Annotated in this window: 24 protein-coding genes; 15 read left to right on the top strand and 9 right to left on the bottom strand. The window is 68.4% G+C overall.

What is annotated here, in order from left to right:
• Positions 1-239, bottom strand: a 239-nt coding sequence (locus QZ753_RS13825; protein ID WP_294644378.1) for an NYN domain-containing protein, incomplete at its 3' end; no start/stop codon positions are given.
• Positions 240-444: 205 nt separating this feature from the next.
• Here QZ753_RS13825 and rpoZ point away from each other — a divergent pair.
• The 9 genes from rpoZ to recO all read left to right on the top strand — a co-directional run bounded on the left by rpoZ (position 445) and on the right by recO (position 8,187).
• Positions 445-852, top strand: coding sequence for a DNA-directed RNA polymerase subunit omega (gene rpoZ / locus QZ753_RS13820; RefSeq protein ID WP_055888105.1), 408 nt, complete (start codon positions 445-447; stop codon positions 850-852).
• A 116-nt stretch (positions 853-968) separates the two neighbouring features.
• Positions 969-3,161, top strand: coding sequence for a bifunctional (p)ppGpp synthetase/guanosine-3',5'-bis(diphosphate) 3'-pyrophosphohydrolase (locus QZ753_RS13815; protein ID WP_294644375.1), 2,193 nt, complete (start codon positions 969-971; stop codon positions 3,159-3,161).
• Between the two features lie 39 nt (positions 3,162-3,200).
• The gene (gene pyrE / locus QZ753_RS13810) at positions 3,201-3,779 is read left to right on the top strand and encodes an orotate phosphoribosyltransferase (protein ID WP_294644374.1); all 579 of its coding nucleotides are present in this window, start codon (positions 3,201-3,203) and stop codon (positions 3,777-3,779) included.
• 86 nt (positions 3,780-3,865) lie between these two features.
• Positions 3,866-4,429 carry a DUF2062 domain-containing protein gene (locus tag QZ753_RS13805; RefSeq protein ID WP_294644373.1) on the top strand — a complete coding sequence of 188 codons (564 nt, stop codon included), beginning with the start codon at positions 3,866-3,868 and terminating at the stop codon, positions 4,427-4,429.
• On the top strand, positions 4,426-4,830 hold the full coding sequence (acpS, locus tag QZ753_RS13800; protein WP_294644371.1) for a holo-ACP synthase: 405 nt from the start codon (positions 4,426-4,428) through the stop codon (positions 4,828-4,830). The genes QZ753_RS13805 and acpS overlap by 4 nt, the downstream gene beginning before the upstream one ends.
• A 93-nt stretch (positions 4,831-4,923) precedes the next feature.
• Positions 4,924-5,658, top strand: coding sequence for a signal peptidase I (lepB, locus tag QZ753_RS13795; protein ID WP_294644369.1), 735 nt, complete (start codon positions 4,924-4,926; stop codon positions 5,656-5,658).
• Positions 5,646-6,359 (top strand): ribonuclease III, encoded by a 714-nt coding sequence (gene rnc, locus QZ753_RS13790; protein ID WP_294644367.1) that lies wholly within the window; start codon positions 5,646-5,648, stop codon positions 6,357-6,359. Before lepB ends, rnc begins: the two co-directional genes overlap by 13 nt.
• A gap of 81 nt (positions 6,360-6,440) precedes the next feature.
• Positions 6,441-7,379 (top strand): GTPase Era, encoded by a 939-nt coding sequence (gene era / locus QZ753_RS13785; protein ID WP_294644382.1) that lies wholly within the window; start codon positions 6,441-6,443, stop codon positions 7,377-7,379.
• A 73-nt stretch (positions 7,380-7,452) separates the two neighbouring features.
• Positions 7,453-8,187 (top strand): DNA repair protein RecO, encoded by a 735-nt coding sequence (gene recO / locus QZ753_RS13780; protein WP_294644365.1) that lies wholly within the window; start codon positions 7,453-7,455, stop codon positions 8,185-8,187.
• Here recO and QZ753_RS13775 read toward each other — a convergent pair.
• The 7 genes from QZ753_RS13775 to QZ753_RS13745 all read right to left on the bottom strand — a co-directional run bounded on the left by QZ753_RS13775 (position 8,165) and on the right by QZ753_RS13745 (position 12,398).
• Positions 8,165-8,680 carry a tyrosine protein phosphatase gene (locus tag QZ753_RS13775; RefSeq protein WP_294644363.1) on the bottom strand — a complete coding sequence of 172 codons (516 nt, stop codon included), beginning with the start codon at positions 8,678-8,680 and terminating at the stop codon, positions 8,165-8,167. The two genes, recO and QZ753_RS13775, sit on opposite strands and share 23 nt — an antisense overlap.
• Positions 8,677-9,312: an HD family hydrolase gene (locus QZ753_RS13770; protein WP_294644361.1), complete on the bottom strand. Its 636-nt coding sequence runs from the start codon at positions 9,310-9,312 to the stop codon at positions 8,677-8,679. The genes QZ753_RS13775 and QZ753_RS13770 overlap by 4 nt, the downstream gene beginning before the upstream one ends.
• Positions 9,309-10,142 (bottom strand): folate-binding protein YgfZ, encoded by an 834-nt coding sequence (locus QZ753_RS13765; RefSeq protein ID WP_294644359.1) that lies wholly within the window; start codon positions 10,140-10,142, stop codon positions 9,309-9,311. The genes QZ753_RS13770 and QZ753_RS13765 overlap by 4 nt, the downstream gene beginning before the upstream one ends.
• A 79-nt stretch (positions 10,143-10,221) precedes the next feature.
• Entirely contained in the window at positions 10,222-11,037 is an 816-nt protein-coding gene (locus QZ753_RS13760) for a hypothetical protein (RefSeq protein WP_294644357.1), read from the bottom strand.
• Positions 11,038-11,069: 32 nt separating this feature from the next.
• Positions 11,070-11,330 (bottom strand): hypothetical protein, encoded by a 261-nt coding sequence (locus QZ753_RS13755; RefSeq protein ID WP_294644355.1) that lies wholly within the window; start codon positions 11,328-11,330, stop codon positions 11,070-11,072.
• Between the two features lie 90 nt (positions 11,331-11,420).
• Positions 11,421-11,867, bottom strand: coding sequence for a TIGR02301 family protein (locus tag QZ753_RS13750; protein WP_294644353.1), 447 nt, complete (start codon positions 11,865-11,867; stop codon positions 11,421-11,423).
• A gap of 75 nt (positions 11,868-11,942) precedes the next feature.
• Positions 11,943-12,398, bottom strand: coding sequence for an NUDIX domain-containing protein (locus QZ753_RS13745; protein ID WP_294644351.1), 456 nt, complete (start codon positions 12,396-12,398; stop codon positions 11,943-11,945).
• A gap of 39 nt (positions 12,399-12,437) precedes the next feature.
• Here QZ753_RS13745 and QZ753_RS13740 point away from each other — a divergent pair, with 39 nt between their 5' ends.
• Complete coding sequence (locus QZ753_RS13740) at positions 12,438-13,187, top strand: SOS response-associated peptidase (RefSeq protein WP_294644380.1); 750 nt, start codon at positions 12,438-12,440, stop codon at positions 13,185-13,187.
• Positions 13,184-14,221, top strand: coding sequence for a M20/M25/M40 family metallo-hydrolase (locus QZ753_RS13735; protein WP_294644349.1), 1,038 nt, complete (start codon positions 13,184-13,186; stop codon positions 14,219-14,221). The genes QZ753_RS13740 and QZ753_RS13735 overlap by 4 nt, the downstream gene beginning before the upstream one ends.
• An 84-nt stretch (positions 14,222-14,305) precedes the next feature.
• Here QZ753_RS13735 and QZ753_RS13730 read toward each other — a convergent pair whose 3' ends face one another.
• On the bottom strand, positions 14,306-14,488 hold the full coding sequence (locus QZ753_RS13730) for a hypothetical protein (protein WP_090958114.1): 183 nt from the start codon (positions 14,486-14,488) through the stop codon (positions 14,306-14,308).
• 282 nt (positions 14,489-14,770) lie between these two features.
• On the opposite strand from QZ753_RS13730, the gene cysS reads away from it, so the two are divergent.
• The 4 genes from cysS to rarD all read left to right on the top strand — a co-directional run.
• On the top strand, positions 14,771-16,210 hold the full coding sequence (gene cysS, locus QZ753_RS13725) for a cysteine--tRNA ligase (RefSeq protein WP_294644347.1): 1,440 nt from the start codon (positions 14,771-14,773) through the stop codon (positions 16,208-16,210).
• Positions 16,207-17,202: a prolyl aminopeptidase gene (gene pip, locus QZ753_RS13720; protein WP_294644346.1), complete on the top strand. Its 996-nt coding sequence runs from the start codon at positions 16,207-16,209 to the stop codon at positions 17,200-17,202. The genes cysS and pip overlap by 4 nt, the downstream gene beginning before the upstream one ends.
• A complete protein-coding gene (locus tag QZ753_RS13715) occupies positions 17,199-17,696 on the top strand; it encodes a GFA family protein (protein ID WP_294644345.1) in 498 nt (165 codons plus the stop codon). The genes pip and QZ753_RS13715 overlap by 4 nt, the downstream gene beginning before the upstream one ends.
• 114 nt (positions 17,697-17,810) lie before the next feature.
• On the top strand, positions 17,811-18,615 hold an 805-nt coding region (rarD, locus tag QZ753_RS13710), incomplete at its 3' end, for an EamA family transporter RarD (RefSeq protein WP_294644343.1).

Here is an 18,615-nt window from a genome sequence, read left to right as displayed (position 1 = left end):
GCGGGCTTGGTCACGACGCGATAGCCGTTGTAGTCGAGCCAGTCGACCAGCGGCCGGATCGAGGAATATTCCTGATCCTCGATGAGGGCAGTGTAGTAGTAGGCGCGCACGAGGTTGCCGCGCCCCTGGAAGGCGACGAGCAGCTTCTTGTAGTCGATGTCGAAGGCGAGGGCGCGCGATGCGGCATACAGATTGGCGCCGTCGATGAAGAGGGCGATCTTCTCGCGGGGTTCGAACATGGCGGCCTTTGAACGGGATCGGCGCGGGAGACGATCCGTCCCGCATCACCTTGGAGAATAGGACGCGGGCGGGGCAAAGGCCAGCCGAACGAACGAATGGTGCGGCCTTCGCGCGCGAACCGGGCGGCTGTCCCCTTGTGCTTCCAAAGTCAAGAGGCTACACGAGGCCCTTCAGCTTACTGCGTCCGTTCCCAAGGAGACAGGCATGGCCCGCGTCACCGTAGAAGATTGCGTCGATAAGGTCGAGAACCGGTTCGAGCTCGTCCTGCTCGCCAGCCATCGCGCGCGCCAGATCGCGCAGGGCCAGCCGATCACGGTGGACCGCGACAACGACAAGAATCCGGTCGTGGCCCTTCGCGAGATCGCCGACGAGACGCTCTCGCCCGACGACCTCAAGGAAGACCTGATCCACTCGCTGCAGAAGCATGTCGAGGTGGACGAGCCCGAGCCGCAGGCGCCGGTCGCCGGTGCGATCGCCGACGCGGGTTCGGAAGGCACCACGACCACGGCGGCCGACGACGACGACAACATCGCCTTCGACCGCATGTCGGAAGACGATCTCCTGTCCGGCATCGAGGGCCTGATCCCGCCCGAGAAGAACGACGATTTCTGACTTGGGGAGGGCATCGAGCCCTTCCGGTTTTGCCGCAACGCAACCTATATTGAGGGGCGCCCGCCGATCCGGCCGGGCGCCCTTTCTTTTTGCGCTAGCGGAGCAGGCATTCGGGCATGATGCGGCAGTACGAACTCGTCGAGCGTGTGGCGGCCTACAAGCCGAACCTCGACGAGGGCCTCCTGAACCGGGCCTATGTCTACGCGATGCAGAAACACGGCGCGCAGAAGCGCCTGAACGGCGATCCGTACTTCTCCCATCCGCTGGAAGTCGCCGCGATCCTGACCGAGCTGCATCTCGACGAGGCGACGATCGCCACGGCGCTCCTGCACGACACGATCGAGGATACCGACGCCACCCGCAAGGAACTCGACCATCTCTTCGGCCAGAAGATCGGCACGCTGGTCGAGGGCCTGACCAAGATCAAGCGGCTCGACCTCGTGTCGCGCAAGACGGCGCAGGCCGAGAATCTACGCAAGCTGCTGCTCGCGATCGCCGACGACATCCGCGTCCTTCTCGTCAAGCTCGCCGACCGGCTGCACAACATGCGCACGCTTCATCACATGAAGCCGGAGAAGCGCGCGCGCATCGCCGAGGAGACGATGGAGATCTATGCGCCCCTCGCCGGGCGCATGGGCATGCAGGACATGCGCGAGGAGCTGGAGACGCTGTCGTTCCAGTATCTCAACGCCGAAGCCTACGCGACCGTGACGGAGCGGCTGGCCGAGCTGCGCGAGCGCCACGCCGGCACGATCGCCCAGATCGAGGAGACGCTGACCGCGCGCCTGCAGGAGAAGGGCATCGCCGCCCGCGTGTCCGGCCGCCAGAAGAAGCCCTATTCGGTTTTCAACAAGATGCAGCGCAAGGCGCTGTCGCTCGAGCAACTGTCCGACATCTTCGGCTTCCGCGTCATCGTCGCCGACGAGGAGGACTGCTACCGCACGCTCGGCATCGTGCACCGCACCTGGCCGCTCGTGCCCGGCCGCTTCAAGGACTACATCTCGATCCCGAAGCAGAACGGCTACCGCTCGATCCACACGACGATCGTCGGACCGTCGCGCCAGCGCGTCGAGCTGCAGATCCGCACGCGCTCGATGCACCATGTCAACGAGTACGGTATCGCCGCACACGAGCTCTACAAGGACGGGCAGGTCGCGCTGTCGACGGAGTCGGAAGCCTATTCCTGGCTGCGGCGCACCATCGAGATGCTGTCCGAAGGCGACACGCCGGAGGAGTTCCTCGAGAACACGAAGCTCGAACTGTTCCAGGATCAGGTCTTCTGCTTCACGCCGAAGGGCCGCCTGATCGCGCTGCCGCGCGGCGCGACGCCGATCGACTTCGCCTATGCCGTCCACACCGACGTCGGCGACACCTGCGTCGGCTGCAAGATCGACGGGCGCATCATGCCGGTGGTGACGGAGCTCACCAACGGCGACGAGGTCGAGATCATCCGCTCCAAGGCCGCGACGCCGCCGCCGGCCTGGGAAAGCGTCGCGGTGACCGGCAAGGCGCGCTCGGCGATCCGGCGCGCGGCGCGCAACGCCATCCGCAAGCAGTATTGCGGCCTCGGACAGCAGATCCTGGAGCGCACCTTCCACCGCGCCGGCAAGACCTTCACGCGCGACGGGCTGAAGCCCTACCTCGCCAAGGTCGGCTTCCGCGAGCTCGACGACGCGCTCGCCGCCGTCGGGCGGGGCGAGCTGTCCTCGGCCGACGTCTTCCGCGCCGTGCATCCCGACTTCCAGGACAGCCGCGCGGCGAAAAGCGTGCTGCACGCCGAGAAGGACGGCTGGTTCAACATTCACTCGGCGATCGGCCTCGTGTTCCGCGTGCCCGAAGAGGTGGGCGACGCCAGCCTCGTGCAGCTTCCGATCCGTGGCGCGGTCGGCGACTTGCCGGTGCGCTTCGGGCCGGACGGCGCGGTGCCGGGCGACCGGATCGTCGGCATCTTCGAGCCGGGCAAGGGGATCACGATCTACCCGATCCAGTCTCCGGCGCTGATGGATTTCGACGAGTCGCCGAACCGCTGGATCGACGTTCGCTGGGATCTCGATGCGGAGACGACCGCGCGCTTTCCGGCCAAGATCCGCGTCGCCGCGCTCAACGAACCGGGGACGCTGGCCGAGATCGCCGAGACGATCGCGCTCAACGACGCCAATATCCACAACCTTTCGATGACCCAGACCGCGCCGGACGTCACCACCATGGTGCTGGATCTGGAGGTGTGGGATCTGCAGCACCTGACACGCACGCTCAACCAGTTGCGGGCGAAGTCTTGCGTGACCGATGCCATTCGTGTGAACGGCTGATCTGCGAAGGCATCGCTTCCAACGCAGGAACCATCGGACATGCAGACCGAAGACGTCATCGAGATCTTTCGCAAGGCCGGCGCCTATCTCGAGGGACACTTCATCCTGACCTCGGGGCGGCGCAGCCCGGTCTTCCTGCAGAAGGCTCGGGTCTTCATGCACCCGCAATACACCGAGACCCTGTGCAAGGCGCTGGCCGAGAAGCTGCGCGCCGCGATCGACGGGCCGATCGACTACATCGTCGGTCCCGCCGTCGGCGGGCTGATCCCGTCCTACGAGACCTCGCGCCACCTCGGCGCACCGGCGATCTATGTCGAGCGCGAGAACGGCACGTTTCGCCTGCGCCGCTTCGAGATCCCGCGCGGGGCGCGCGTCGTGATCGTCGAGGACATCGTCACCACCGGCCTGTCGATCCGCGAGACGATCGAGTGTCTCAAGGAACTCGGCGCCGAGGTGCTGGCGGCCGGCTGCGTCGTCGACCGCTCGGCCGGCAAGGTCGACGTCGGCGTGCCGCTGGTCTCGCTGGCGGAGTACGAGGTGCCGAGCTACGCGCCGGACGAACTGCCGCCCGAGCTTGCCGCAATTGCGCCCATCAAGCCCGGTAGCCGCTCGCTTTAGCCCCGACCTCAGGCACGGGTCGGCTGGCGGGGCGACCGCCGTTTCGCTCGCTCAAGGTGCCTCTCGCTTCAGGAACACCTCGCCTCATGCTGTTCAGGCGCCGCCAGCCGGAAACCTTCTCGCAGAAGCTGCGCCACGCCCTCTGGCCGCGCCGCTCCTGGCGACGCTCGCTCCTCTACATGAAGAAGCGCGTGCTCCGGCTGCGCGCGACGCCGCACGCGATCGCCGCCGGTGTCGCCGCCGGGGTCTTCGCGACGTTCACGCCGCTTCTCGGCTTCCATTTCGTGATGGCCTTCGTGATCGCCTACCTCGTGCGCGGCAGCCTGCCGGCGGCGGCGCTCGGGTGTCTCATCGGCAATCCCCTGACCTATCCGCTGATCTGGGGCGCGACCTACGAGGCCGGCCGCTTCCTGACGGCCGCCGAGATCCCGGACGGCCGGGCGCCCGAGAGCCTCGGCGCCGCTCTCGCTCACGGCGACGTCGCCGCGATCTGGGCGCCGTATCTGAAACCCATGCTGATCGGCTCCATCCCGCTCGGCCTGTTCTTCGCGCTGGTCTCCTACGCGCTGATCCTCGTCGGCGTGCGCAGTTTCCAGGCGGCGCGTGCGCACAAGGCCGGCGGCGCACCCGCTGTGGAGCCCGCCCCGTGATCGTCGGCATCGGCAGCGACCTCATCGACATCCGCCGCATCGAGAAGACGCTGGAGCGCCACGGCGAGCGGTTCACCACCCGCGTCTACACGCCGGTCGAGCGCGCCAAGTCCGATCGGCGTGCCCAGCGTGCCGCCTCGTACGCCAAGCGCTTCGCCGCCAAGGAGGCCTGCGCCAAGGCGCTCGGCACGGGCCTGTCGCAGGGCGTCTTCTGGCGCGACATGGGCGTCGTCAACCTGCCGGGCGGCAAGCCGACCATGGCGCTGACCAACGGCGCCGCCGAGCGGCTCCGCTCCCTGATGCCGGCGGGGCACCGGCCGGTCATCCATGTGACGATCACCGACGACTTTCCGCTCGCCCAGGCCTTCGTCATCATCGAGGCGTTGCCGGACGAGCCTTGAGCGTCCGCAAGCCCGTTGCCCAAACGTATACAAGACATTACTAGAGCCGAGGTGCGGCCGAGGGTGCCCACGGCAATCGGGAACGAGAAGCGCATGGTCGATCGCGCCGTCAGCAAGGACAAGGGTGGCTTCGGGGAGACGGTGAAGGTCGTCGTCCAGGCGCTTCTGCTTGCGCTGGTCATCCGCACCTTCCTGTTCCAGCCGTTCTCGATTCCCTCGGGCTCGATGATGCCGACCCTCCTGATCGGGGACTACCTCTTCGTCTCGAAGTGGTCCTACGGCTTCTCGAAGTATTCCTTGCCGTTCTCGCCCGACCTCTTCGACGGTCGCATCCTGGGCTCGAGCCCCGAGCGCGGCGACATCGTCGTGTTCCGCAAGCCGAACGAGGTCCAGACGGACTACATCAAGCGGCTCGTCGGCCTGCCGGGCGACCGGGTCCAGATGCGCGACGGCGTGCTCTACATCAACGGCCAGGCCGTGCCGAAGGAGCCGGACGGCTTCTTTACCAGCGAATCGGGCGCGCAGATCCCGAAGTACCGCGAGACGCTGCCGAACGGCGTGACCTACGACACGCTGGACGCCGAGCCCAATTCCGTCGGCGACAACACGCGCGAGTTCGTCGTTCCGGCCGACCACTACTTCATGATGGGCGACAATCGGGACAACTCGCTCGATAGCCGCTTCGACGTCGGCTACGTCCCGTTCGAGAATCTCGTCGGCAAGGCGCAGGTGATCTTCTTCTCGATGGAGAACGACGCGTCGCCGCTTCAGATCTGGGAATGGCCGTCCAGCCTTCGGCCGAGCCGCATCCTGACATGGCTCGGGTGAAGGGCGGCGCCGATGCTCTCGACCGGCTCGAGGCTCGGCTGGGCCTCACGTTCGCCGACCGCGCCCGCCTTCAGCGCGCGCTGACCCATTCCAGCCTCAAGCGCTCGCCGACGGATGTGAGCTACGAGCGGCTGGAATTCCTCGGCGACCGGGTGCTCGGCCTCGTGATCGCGCAGAAGCTCTTCGAGACGCATCCGAAGTCGGATGAGGGCGACCTGTCGCTACGGCTGAACACCTTGGTCTCGGCCCAGACCTGTGCGGCGATCGCCGACGAGATCGGCCTTGCCGAGTTCATCCGCCACGGGTCCGACCTGAAGCGCGCGGCAGCCGGCAAGAACCGCTCGATCCGCGCCGATGTGGTCGAGTCGCTGATCGCCGCGATCTATCTCGAACACGGGTTGGAGACGGCCCGCGCCTTCGTCCTCAAGCGGTGGGCGCCGCATCTGGAGGGGCCGCAGGTCGCCCGACGCGACCCGAAGACCGAGCTTCAGGAGTGGGCCCATAAGCGCGCCGGCACGCCGCCCGTCTACGAGCTCCTCGACCGCACAGGACCCGACCACGAGCCGGTCTTCACCGTGCGCGCGAGTGTCGAGGGCGTCGAGCCGACGGAGGGGCGCGGGGCGTCCAAGCGTGTCGCCGAGCAGCGCGCCGCCGAGGCCATCCTTCTTCGCGAGGGCGTCTGGACGGCGGAAACCGCCTGACTTGCGCCCGGCCATGAGCCGGGCGATCCTGTTTCATCGGCGCGTTTCGCGCCAAGACCTGCGAGCCATGAATTGACCGACATCGACCAGACGCCAGACGCCGAGACCGAGACGACCGAGCCGCAGGGGCCGACCCGGTCGGGCTTCGTCGCGCTGCTCGGCGCGCCGAACGCCGGCAAGTCGACGCTCGTCAACCAGCTGGTCGGCACCAAGGTCTCGATCGTCACCCACAAGGTGCAGACGACCCGTGCGCTGGTGCGCGGCATCGCCATGCGCGACCGCACGCAGATCGTCTTCGTCGACACGCCCGGCGTCTTCAACCCGAAGCGCCGGCTCGACCGCGCCATGGTCAAGACCGCCTGGGGCGGCGCCAAGGACGCCGATATCGTCCTGCCGATCATCGATGCCGATCGCGGCCTCAACGACGAGGTGCAGGCGATCCTCGACCGCCTCGCCGAGGTGAAGCAGCCGAAGGTCCTGCTGCTCAACAAGGTGGATCGCATCAAGCGAGATCGCCTGCTGGGGCTGACGCAGGAGATCACCGCCAAGGCCGAGTTCGAGCGCGTCTTCATGATCTCGGCGCTGACGGGTTCGGGCTGCGACGACCTGATGGATTTCCTCAGCCAGCGTCTGCCGGAAGGGCCGTGGTACTATCCGGAGGACCAGATCTCCGACCTGCCGCTGCGCCAGCTCGCGGCCGAGATCACGCGCGAGAAGCTGTACCTGCGCCTCCATCAGGAACTGCCTTATTCCTCGACCGTCGAGACCGAGCTTTGGGAGCAGCGGCCGGACGGTTCGGTGCGCATCGAGCAGACGATCTATGTCGAGCGCGACAGTCAGAAGGCGATCGTGCTCGGGCACAAGGGCGAGACGGTGAAGGCCATCGGCTCGGCCGCGCGCAAGGAGATTTCCGAAGCCGCCGAGCAGAAGGTGCACCTCTTCTTGTTCGTGAAGGTGCGCGAGAACTGGGGCGACGACCCCGAGCGCTACCGCGAGATGGGGCTAGACTTCCACAGCTGAAGGAACGTGCGATCCGGTCCGGCGGCCCCTATATGAGAGGTCTGTCGCAACCGGATCGGGTCGCTCCTGCCGCATGGAATGGCGTGAAGAAGGCATCGTCCTCGGCGTGCGCCGCCAGGGCGAGACGAGCGTCGTCGCGGAGGTGATGACGCGCTCGCGCGGACGCCATCTCGGTCTCGTCCGCGGTGGTCGCTCGCGCCGCCTCCAGCCTGTGCTCCAGCCTGGCAACACCGTCGACGCGACGTGGCGGGCGCGCCTCGACGAGCATCTCGGCTTCATGACGGTGGAGCCCGTGACGCTCCGCGCCGCGCGGCTGATGGAGAGCGCGGTCGGCCTTTATGGCATCCAGCTTCTGGCGGCGCACCTGCGGCTTCTGCCCGAGCGCGACGCCCATCCCCGTCTCTTCGACACGCTGGCCCTCATCGTCGAGCATCTCGACGATCCCGTCGCGGCCGGCCCGCTGATCCTGCGTTTCGAGATCGCGCTTCTGGAGGAGCTCGGTTTTGGTCTCGACCTCGAAACCTGCGCGGCGACCGGCGGGCGCGACGATCTCGTCTATGTCTCGCCGAAGTCCGGTCGTGCGGTGAGCCGCGATGCGGGCGAGCCTTGGCGCGACCGGCTGCTGCCGCTGCCGGCCTTCCTGAAGGACGACAGCGCCCCGGCCTCGGCTGACGTATCCGCGGGCTTTCGCATGACGGGCTTCTTCCTCGCCCGCCATGTCTGGGAGCCCCGCGCGCTGAAGGAACCCGACGCGCGTGTCGGCACGCTCGGCGTGATCGCCCGCGCTAGAGTGTCAGCGGAAGAATGAACGGCGAGCCGGAAAAGGCGTCGGCGCCGCGACCGATCCCGGCGATCGCCGCCACCATTCGCCCGCCGCGCCCGAGCTTCTCGTCAGCCATCGACACGAGGAGCGGGTTGGGCGTCGCCGACGGCGCACGGCGCCGCAGCTCCTGCGCCAGCGCCTCCTCGTCGAGGTCCGGGTTGATAGCGATCGCCAGGATATAGGCCGCTGCCGTCGAGCGGCTGATGCCGGCCCAGCAGTGGACGGCCAGCGGCTTCTCGCGATCCCATCGGCGACCGAACTCAAGCAGGCGGTCGAGATGGTGCTCGGCCGGATGGGTGAGCCCTTCGGCTGGTGCCGCGATGTCGTTCATGCCGAGGAACAGGTGGCGTTCCGGCGCGATCGAGGAGGGGCGCTCGACCACGGTGTCGGCGTTGATCAGCGTGACGACGTCGCCCGCACCATGCTTCTCCACCGTCGCATGCAGGTCGGCGAGCGAGGAGACGACTAGATAGGTCATGGAGCGATCGCCCTGGTGCCGGAGGAGAGGGTTTCGAGGAAGCGGAAACGTTCGAGATAGCGCCGGCCGACCTCGGCCGCCGGCTGGGGCGTGAAGCGCTCGGGCGCGGGGAGGGTGCCGCCGGGCCGCCCGAACAGCGTCTGCGCTTCCGCGGGCTGGAACCCGGCCAGAAGCTTCGCTTCGAAATAGGCCGAGACGCGGTCCGCCGACTTGATGGCGCGCTTGACCGTGGCCGGCAGCTCGGCCGGCAGACCGAAGCGGCGATGCACCGCGGCCTGCAGCCGCGCCTCGACGCCCTTGTAGTCGCCGCCGAGCACGCTCTTGAACGGCGAGATCATGTCGCCGATGACGTATTCCGGGGCGTCGTGCAGGAGCGCGGCCAGTCGCCAGCGCGGGTCCGGTTCCCTGGCGCCGACGATCTCCTCGACGATTAGCGAGTGCTGCGCCACCGAGAACGCATGGTCGCCGGTGGTCTGGCCGTTCCAGCGGGCGACGCGGGCAAGCCCGTGTGCGATGTCCTCGATCTCGATATCGAGCGGGGAGGGGTCGAGAAGGTCGAGCCGCCGGCCGGACAGCATCCGCTGCCAGACGCGGGGGTGCTTGGCGCTCTTCGCAGGCGCGGGCGCGCTCATGCCTCGTCGCCGCCGCCGGGCTCTGGCAGGCCGTAGCCGGCCCAAGCCGGCACCTCCGCCTCGACGGGAACGCCGTCCGCCGACAGGGCCTCGCCGGCCGATAGGGCATCCGCCAGACGATCGATCCGCACCATCCCGATGCCGAGGCCCGCATGGGCCGAAAGCACGGTGCCGATCGTCCTGCCGCCCGCCTCGACGTTCGCGCCCGGCGTCAGGTGCCCCTCGGCCCGCAGCACCATCACGCGCCGGCGTGCCGTGCCCCGATGCTGCATGCGCGAGACGACCTCCTGCCCGACATAGCAGCCCTTGCGGAAGGACACGCCGCCGTTCTGGTCGAGCAGGACGTCGTGCGGAAAGACGTCGGAGGCCGGAAAGTCCCGCTCGGCCTCGGCGATGCCGAGCGACAGGCGCAGCGCCTCGAAGGCGGCCGGATCTCCATCGCCCGTTTCCGCGCCGTAGACGCGGAACACGCCGGTCGGAAAGCGCCGGTCGGTCACGGCGCCTCCCGGGGCCTCGTTCGTTTCCCAGATGGCGCCGACCACCTCGTCGCTCGGCGTGATCGCGACCCTGGCGCGCAGCTTGTAGAGCGTCAGGCGCTTGGCGAGGTCGCCGCGGGCGCCCGCCGCCACGTCCAGCCGCAAACCGTCATCGATGCGGCTGAGAAGGAAGTCGAAGAGGATCTTACCCTGCGGCGTCAAGAGCGCGGCGGGACGTGCCTCCTCTGCCCCGAGCGCGTCGAGATCGGCCGTCACGAGGTTCTGGAGGAAGGGCTCGGCGTCCGCGCCGGTCACATGAAGTGTCGCGCGGTCCGTCAGGCGGGCACTGGGCATGGCGTTCGTTCCGGGTCGCTGGCCGACCGTATCGGCCTTCGAACCCTATGTGCCGATCGCCGCGGCGAAGACAAGGCGGTCAGTCGCCGTCGACGAAGAACTCGAAGCGGCCTTCGGGCGAGATGCCGACGCGGTAGAAGTCGTAGGAGCCGTTGGCGACCATGCGCTGGTAGTCGCCGGCCGTCACCAGTTCGAAAAGTTGGACGAGCTGCGGCTTTGTCAGGGCGCCGAGGTCGACCTGCGTGAAGTAGGGCCAGACGTAGATCTCGTTGTCGCCGCCCGGATCGAGGCGGACATGGCCGGCCTCGAGGGTCTCGAGCAGGATCGCGAGAAGTTCGACGCCCTCGCCGTCGCCCGATGCTTCCTTCAGCGTCGTGACGGGATCCTGGTCGGGCATGGTGGCGGATACGACGGTCGGGTCGGCGCCGGTCTGGAAATAGGGGCGCAGCTTCTCGATGTCGCCGGTGCGGGCGACCTCGATCAGCTTGGCGCGCAGGTCGCGCACCGGCTGGGGCAGGTCCTTGTCGCCATAGACGATCTCGATCGGCGGCACGTCGCCGGTCGGAGCGCGCTCGGCGCCCTCGTCGGGCACCACGGCATCGTCGCCCGGCGCTGCCTCGATCGGGCCGGACGGCGGCTCGGCCGGCGCGGTGGTGGTCGGCGGAACCGGCGTGCTGCCGGGCGTCGCAGGCGGTGCGATCGGCTGGCCGTCGGCCGGCGGGGTCGCGGGCTGGCCGGGAACCGGCGGCAGGGGAACGGCGACGATGCCCTCGCGGCCCGGCGGGACGCTCCCGTCCTCCCCGGTGATCTGCGAGAGGGCCGAGGCCGGCAGGGCGGAAAGGCCCCCGCAGGCGAGGATGGAGAACGCGAGGAGGGCGCGCTGGAAGCGGGTCATGTCACCATTCGGGCGGACGCGCCCGTCCTGCCTTACTGGAACGAGCGGACGGCGCGGAACTCGCCGTACTCCACGCGGCGGCGCAGCGCGTCGAGGAGCTCCAGAACCTCGGCCTCGCCATGATGGCGCACCAGTTCGGTCACGGCCGTCGCCATCGCGGTCTCGGCGAGGATGTCCGCCTCAATTCCGTCGGAGATGCCGTCGGCCCATGCCTCGTTGTGGTATTCGCTCGCGACCTGCTTCTTTTCGGCGACGATCATGTCGTCGAGGTCGGAACCGTGCAGATCGATCATGCCGGATACTCCTTCTTCCGCTGCCCGAGCTGGCCGGTCTCCGGGCGGGGAAGGCGGGTCGCTGTCGCAAACCACCTTCTGAACAAAACGTTAACTTCCGTACCTTGCGCTGATCTCGCGCGAAAGGTCGGCACCTTCCTTGGCATATCTTTCCACGGCCACCGTCGCAGCAGGGGTACACTTGCGGTAGGTCGATTCGAAGGATCGATACCCCTGGTTGAAATGCGCGACGAGGGTTCGCCTGTCGGCTTCACCCGGCGCCTGCGCCTCGAGGATCGCGTTCATCTTCTCGCGCCAGACGTCGGCATTCGCATCGCCGCACAGGCCGCGCAGGAAGTGCAGCGAGCCGAGCACCGTCGCGAGGCGCGACAGCGGCTTCATGTAGGGCGCATTGGACGGCTTGGCGGCCGGTTCCTCGGCGGCGGGCTTCTCCTCCGTCGGCGGCTTGCCACCTTGCGCGGACGCCGCGACGACGCTCAACGCCAGCGCGATGCCGGCGATCCCGAGAAGTCGAAGAAAATTGTCCGCAACGGCCATGCGGCACGTTTGCAGGCCGATTGGGGTGAATGCAAGACGCGCGAAGGACTTGGCCCCGGCTCGCGCATGTTAAGGTTAGCGTGCGGCGGCCTCTTCCACGATGGCGGCGAGACCCGGCGTCGTGCGCCCTTCCGCCTCCATCGCACGCACGTCCGCGACGGGGAAGAACCGCGCCTCGTCCGCGTCGTCCGCCGCCTCGACCACCGCGCCGTTCCACTCAGCCAGCGAGCGGAAGACGGCGATCACGGCATGGGCGTCGTGGCCCGGATCGATCGACTCGTGCAGGCGCAGGAGCTCGATCGCTTCCAGCGCGACGCCGGTCTCCTCGCGCATCTCGCGGCGCGCGGCATCCTCGAGCCGCTCGCCGAACTCGACGCGCCCGCCGGGCAGGCTCCAAGCGCCGGCCCAGGGCGCGTGACCCCGGCGCACGAGACAGACCTCGCCCGCGCGCAGCAGGCAGACGGAAACACCGAGAAGGGGGCGACGGGGGCTCATGCCGCGGAGATAGGGCGAACCGCCGCTTGCGGCCAAGCCTTGCCCCGCGGCGTCGGCTCGACCATCCTCGCCGCCATGTGCGGACGCTTTGCCCTGACCGCGTCACCCCAGGCGGTGGCGGCGGCTTTCGATCTCGTGTCGGTGGACCCGTTTCCGCCGCGCTTCAACATCGCCCCGACGCAGCCGGTGCTGCACGTGGCGCTCCATCCCGCTCGCGGCGGATACCGGCGCGAGGCGAGACTTGCGCGCTGGGGGCTGATCCCCGGCTGGGCGAAGGATCCGTCCACGCTGCCGCTTCTCTTCAACGCCCGTTCGGAGACCGCGGCCGAGCGCCAGTCCTTTCGCGGCGCGTTGCGTCACCGGCGCTGCCTCGTGCCCGCGACGGCCTTCTACGAATGGCGCAGGGCGGATGGGGTGAAGCCGCAGCCGTTCCTGGTGCGGCCCGAGGACCGCGCCGTCGCGGCCTTTGCCGGCCTGCACGAGACGTTCCTCGCCGCGGACGGCAGCGAGATTGACACGGTCACGATCCTGACCGCCGCCGCGGGCTCGCGCCTGTCCGCGATCCACGAGCGCGCGCCGGTCGTGGTCGCGCCGGACGACTTCGAGCGCTGGCTCGGCGTGTCGGGCCAGTCCCCCGCCGGCATCCGCGATCTCCTCCATGCCGGACACGTCGACGGCTGGGAGGCGGTGCCCGTGTCGGACCGCGTCAACGCGGTTGCCAACATGGGACCGGAGGTTCAGGACAGGGTGGCGGAAGCCTCCGCGGCCGAGAGCCCCGGCCAGCTTTCGCTGTTTTCAGAACCTTCCGACGGACGGACCCCATGAACATCGATCTTCTGAAGCGGCTGTGCGAGACCCCCGGCGTGCCCGGCCACGAGCATCGGGTGCGCGACCTCATCGCCCGGGAAGCCGCCGATCTCTTCGACACGATCGAGACCGACGTGATGGGCTCGCTCGTCTGCACGAGGAAGGGCGAAGGCGAGAACCCCGAGCGCATCGTGCTCGCCTGCCACATGGACGAGATCGGCTTCCTCGTCAGCCACGTCTCCGACAAGGGCTTCGTCCACGTCTCGCCGGTCGGCGGCTTCGATCCTCGCAACCTCTTCTCGCGCCGCGTCCTCGTCTGCACCGACGAGGGCGACTATCGCGGGATCATGATGGCCGAGGGGAAGCCGATCCACATCTCGGCGCCCGAGGACCGCAAGAAGGTGCCCGAGCCGACCGACTTCTTCATCGACCTCGGCCTCGGCGCCGCCGCGAAGGAGAAGGTTCGCGTCGGCGATTTCGTGGTGATGGACGAGCCGCTGGTCGAGATGGGCGAGCGCATCGTCTCGAAGGCGCTCGACAACCGCATCGCCTGCTGGCTCGGCATTGAGGTCGTGCGCAAGCTTCTGGCGGACGGGCACAGCCACAAGTGCCAGCTCACCGTCGCCTTCACGGTGCAGGAGGAAGTCGGGCTTCGCGGCGCGCGCACGGTCGCCTACGATCTCAAGCCGCATATCGGCATCGGTATCGACACGACGCTCGCTTGCGACACGCCGGGCGTGCCCGAGCGCGACAAGACGACCGAGCTCGGCGCCGGGTTCGGCCTGCACATGAAGGACAACTCCTTCATCGCCGACGGCGCGCTGGTGCGCGAGTTCGAGGCGGTGGCGAAGGAGGAGGGCATCGCCAGCCAGCGCACGATCCTCGCCGGCGGCGGCATGGACGGCGCCTCGCTCCAGCAGGCGGCGTCGGGCGCCCGCGCAATCGGCATCGTCGTCGGCACGCGCTACATCCACACGGTCTGCGAGATGATCGACCGGCGGGACCTTCTGGCCGCGCGCGACGTGATCGCCGCCTTCCTCGCTCGGCACTGACAAGGCCGCAAACGAAAAGAGCCCGCCGTAGGGGCGGGCTCCGAGCGGCTCGATCCGGCTGGGCCGGAGAACCTGCTCTCGACGTCAGTCGCGGGCGTTGACGTTCGCGACGGTGCGCTGCGCGGCGGCCTTGCCGCTCTCGTCCTTGCGCCGGGTCGCCTTGGCCGCGAGCACGGCCGCGATGCCGATTTCGCGATAATTGCTGACGAGCTTCGAGTCGCGCTCGCGTTCGGTGCGGGATCGGAAGTTGAATTGCTGCTGGTTCATTGCCGCATGCCTGTGGTGACGGGATGGGTCGAAGAAAGCCGACCGAATGCGTCATTCTAGCGGCGCAAATCTGAAAAGACGACGAATCTATACTTAACAAATGGTTGCCAAGGCGACATGTTGCGTGACTGCATCATGCTGCATTGCCGCATTCCGATGAGCGCCCTGCACAATACTTAACGGAAGCTGAACGCGAAGCCGGCGATCACTCGGGTTTGAACGGCCGGGGGTTTGGATGTAGCTCTGCTGCGCTGCCACGATGGCGGCGGACCGAGGACCGACATGACCGACGCGACGCATCGCCTGCATCTGACCAACACGCTGACCCGCCGGAAGGAGGCCTTCCGGCCGCTCGACTGGCGCGAGGGCGGCGTGGCGGAGGCGGAGCGGCGGGTGCGCATGTATGTCTGCGGGCCGACGGTCTACGACTTCGCCCATATCGGCAACGCGCGGCCGGTGATCGTCTTCGACGTCCTCTTCCGCCTGCTCCGCCATCTCTATGGCGAGGCGCGCGTCGTCTACGCCCGCAACATCACGGACGTCGACGACAAGATCAACGCGCGCGCCGCACGCGACTTTCCCGACCTGCCGCTGAACGACGCCATCGCGCGCGTCACCGAGAAGACCGCCGCGCAGTTCCACAAGGATGTCGCGGCGCTCGGCTGCCTGCCGCCGACCGTCGAGCCGCGCGCCACCGCCTTCGTCGCGCCGCGCGCCGACGGCCTGCCCGACATGATCGGCATGATCACGACGCTGATCGACAAGGGGCACGCCTATGTCGCGGGCGGCGAGGTGCTGTTCGACGTCCAGTCGATGCCGGCCTATGGCGCGCTGTCGCACCGCCGTCTGGAGGAGCAACAGGCCGGCGCGCGCGTCGCGGTGGAGGCGCACAAGAAGAACCCGGCCGACTTCGTGCTGTGGAAGCTGTCGGCGGCCAACGAGCCCGGCTGGGACAGCCCGTGGGGGCGGGGGCGGCCGGGCTGGCACATCGAGTGCTCTGTCATGTCGGCGGCCTATCTCGGCCAGACCTTCGACATCCATGGCGGCGGGCTCGACCTCATCTTTCCGCACCACGAGAACGAGATCGCCCAGTCCTGCTGCGCCCACGGCACCGAGCGGATGGCCGAGGTTTGGATGCACAACGGCTTCGTGCAGGTCGAGGGCCGCAAGATGTCGAAGTCAGAGGGCAACTTCGTGACCATCGCCGACGTCCTCGAGACCGACAAGGTCGGAGGACGCCGCTGGCCCGGCGAGGCCGTGCGGCTTCTGATGCTGAAGACGCACTACCGCGAGCCGATCGACTTCACGGCGGCCAAGCTCGAGGATGCCGTGCGCGAGCTCGACAAGTGGGAGCGGCTGGCCCGCGCGGCCGGCGCGGACAAGGCGGGTGAGGTCGCCCCGGACGAGGCGTTCCTCGACGCCGCCTGCGACGACCTTTCGCTGGCCGCGGCCGTCGCACGCGTCCACGCGCTCTTCGACGAGGGCCGGGCAGCAGGAGCGCTCGCCTCGCTGCGCCTTCTCGGCATCGACCCGGTTCGAGAGCAGGCGGTGGGCGCCGACGTCGCCGAGCGGATCGCGCGCCGCCTCGACCTTCTGAAAGCGCGCGACTTCGCCGCCGCCGACGCCCTGCGCGACGAACTCGCCACGGAGGGCGTCCTCCTCAAGGACGGCAAGGACCCTGCGACGGGCGAGCGCGTCACCACCTGGGAGATCCGGCGTTGAGCGAGGCGCGGCGGCAGCTCTATCCGACGATCCAGCCCTACCGCACGGGGCAATTCGACGTCGGCGACGGCCACATCCTCTACTTCGAACTTTGCGGGAACCCCGACGGCAAGCCGGTGATCTTCCTGCACGGGGGGCCGGGCAGCGGCTGCAACCCGTCGCATCGCCGCCTGTTCGATCCCGACCGGTACAACGTGCTGCTCTTCGATCAGCGCGGCTGCGGCCGATCCTCGCCGCTCGGCGCGCTGCATGCCAACACGACGCAGCACCTCGTGGAGGACGTCGAGCGCCTGCGCCGTATGGCGGGCTTCGGCGAGGCGATGCTCTTCGGCGGGTCCTGGGGCTCGACGCTGGCGCTGGCTTATGCGCAGGCCTATCCCGTCCATGTCAGCGAGATGATCCTGCGCGGCATCTTCACCGGGCGCCGCGAGGAACTCGACTGGTACTATCGCAACGGTGCGAGCCGCCTGTTCCCCGACGAATGGGAGCGTTTCCTCGCGCCGCTCGACGAGGCGGGGCGCGCCGACCCGATCGCCGCCTACCGCCCGCTGCTTCTCGACCCGGACCGCAACGTGCGTTCGCGGGCGGCGCGCGCCTGGACCGACTGGGAAGGGCGCACGGTCTCCATGCGCACGCTTCACGACGTTGCGGGGGGCTTTGGCGCGAGCGACCATGCCATCGCCTTCGCCCGGATCGAGAACCACTTCTTCGTCCACGACCTCTGGCTGGAGGAGGGCCAACTGATCCGCGATGCCGGGCGTCTGGCCGGCATTCCCGGCGTCATCGTTCAGGGGCGCTATGACGTGGTGACGCCGTCGAAGACCGCCTGGGACCTTCACAAGGCGTGGCCCGGCTCCGAGCTTCAGATCGTCGAGGATGCCGGGCACGCCTATTCCGAGCCCGGTACGCTGGACCGCCTGATCCTCGCCACCGATCGCTTCGCGCCCCATAATGGAGAGGACGTCCTGCCCGGAAGGAGCGCGCGGTCATGACCCTCGCATCCCCGCCGACCCATACCGGCGGCTGCCAGTGCGGCGCCGTCCGCTTCCGCATCCATGGCACGCTCGGGCGTGCCTCCGTCTGCCACTGCCGCATGTGCCAGAAGGCGTTCGGCGCGCTCTACGCCCCGCTCGTCAATCTCGGCACGGCCGAGATCGTCTGGACGAAGCGCGAGCCGAAGCGCTTCCGCTCGTCCAACCACGTCCTGCGCGGCTTCTGCCCGGACTGCGGAACGCCGCTGACCTACGAAGCGCCGGACGGCGTGGCGCTCGCCATCGGCGCCTTCGACGACCCGTCCGCACTGGCGCCGCAGATCCAGTTCGGCATCGAGGGCAAGCTGCCCTTCGTCGACGGGATCGCCGGACTGCCAGCGCGCACCAGCCCTGACGACGCGGACGGCGACAGCTACCTCGACGACATCGTGTCCTTCCAGCACCCCGATCGCGAAATGCCGGGCGAGGCGCCGGGAGACGCCCGGCATCCCTGACGAGGCGCAGCGTCGCATCAGGCAAACGAATGCCAGCCATCAGCGAAACTAAGGTGCGGTGATGGTTGCGGGTTGCTAGAAGCGGGGCACGTCCCGGATCCCGAGTGCCGCGCCATGCCCAATGCCTCCGCCGAGCCCGCCAGCGGTTATGCCTATGGCATTGCCGCCTATTCGATCTGGGGCCTCGTCCTGCCTCTCTACATGAAGGCGCTGGCGCATGTGCCCTCGATGGAGGTCATGGCGCAGCGGGTGCTGTGGTCGTGGGTGCTGACGCTCGGCATCCTCGCCTTCGGCACCGGCCTCGCCGGCCTGCGCGCCGCGCGCAGCCCGCGCGTGTTCGGGACGCTCGTCGTCACGGCGCTCCTGATCTCGGTGAACTGGGGCGTCTATGTCTGGGCGATCGCGACGGGGCACGGGCTCGACGCGGCGCTCGGCTACTACATCAACCCGCTGATCAACGTCGTGATGGCCGCCGTCTTCCTGCGCGAGCGGCTGACGCGGTTGCAGACGATTGCCGTCGGCATCGCGGCGGCCGGCGTGATCGTGCTGACGATCGAGAGCGGCGGCCTGCCTTGGGTGTCGCTCGCGCTTGCGCTCTCGTTCGCCTCCTACGGGCTCCTGCGCAAGACCGTGAAGATCGGGGCGACGGAAGGCTTCTTCCTCGAAGTGACGATCCTGTTCCTACCGGCGCTCGCTTTGGCCATCTGGTTGGTGCGGGCCGGGGGCGGTCATTTCGGGATCAATACCACGGAGACCGCGCTTCTCGTCGGCACCGGCGTCGTCACCGCCGTACCGATGATCCTGTTCTCGGCCGCCGCGCGCCTCCTGCGCTACACGACGGTCGGTCTCCTCCAGTACATCGCGCCGACCCTGATCACGCTGACCGCGATCTTCATCTTCGGCGAGCCGTTCGGCGTGT

Source organism: uncultured Aureimonas sp., from assembly GCF_913775355.1.
Classification (GTDB): domain Bacteria; phylum Pseudomonadota; class Alphaproteobacteria; order Rhizobiales; family Rhizobiaceae; genus Aureimonas.
The sequence above is the reverse complement of the archived record's forward strand: the minus strand, read 5'-3'. Positions and strand labels throughout refer to the sequence as shown.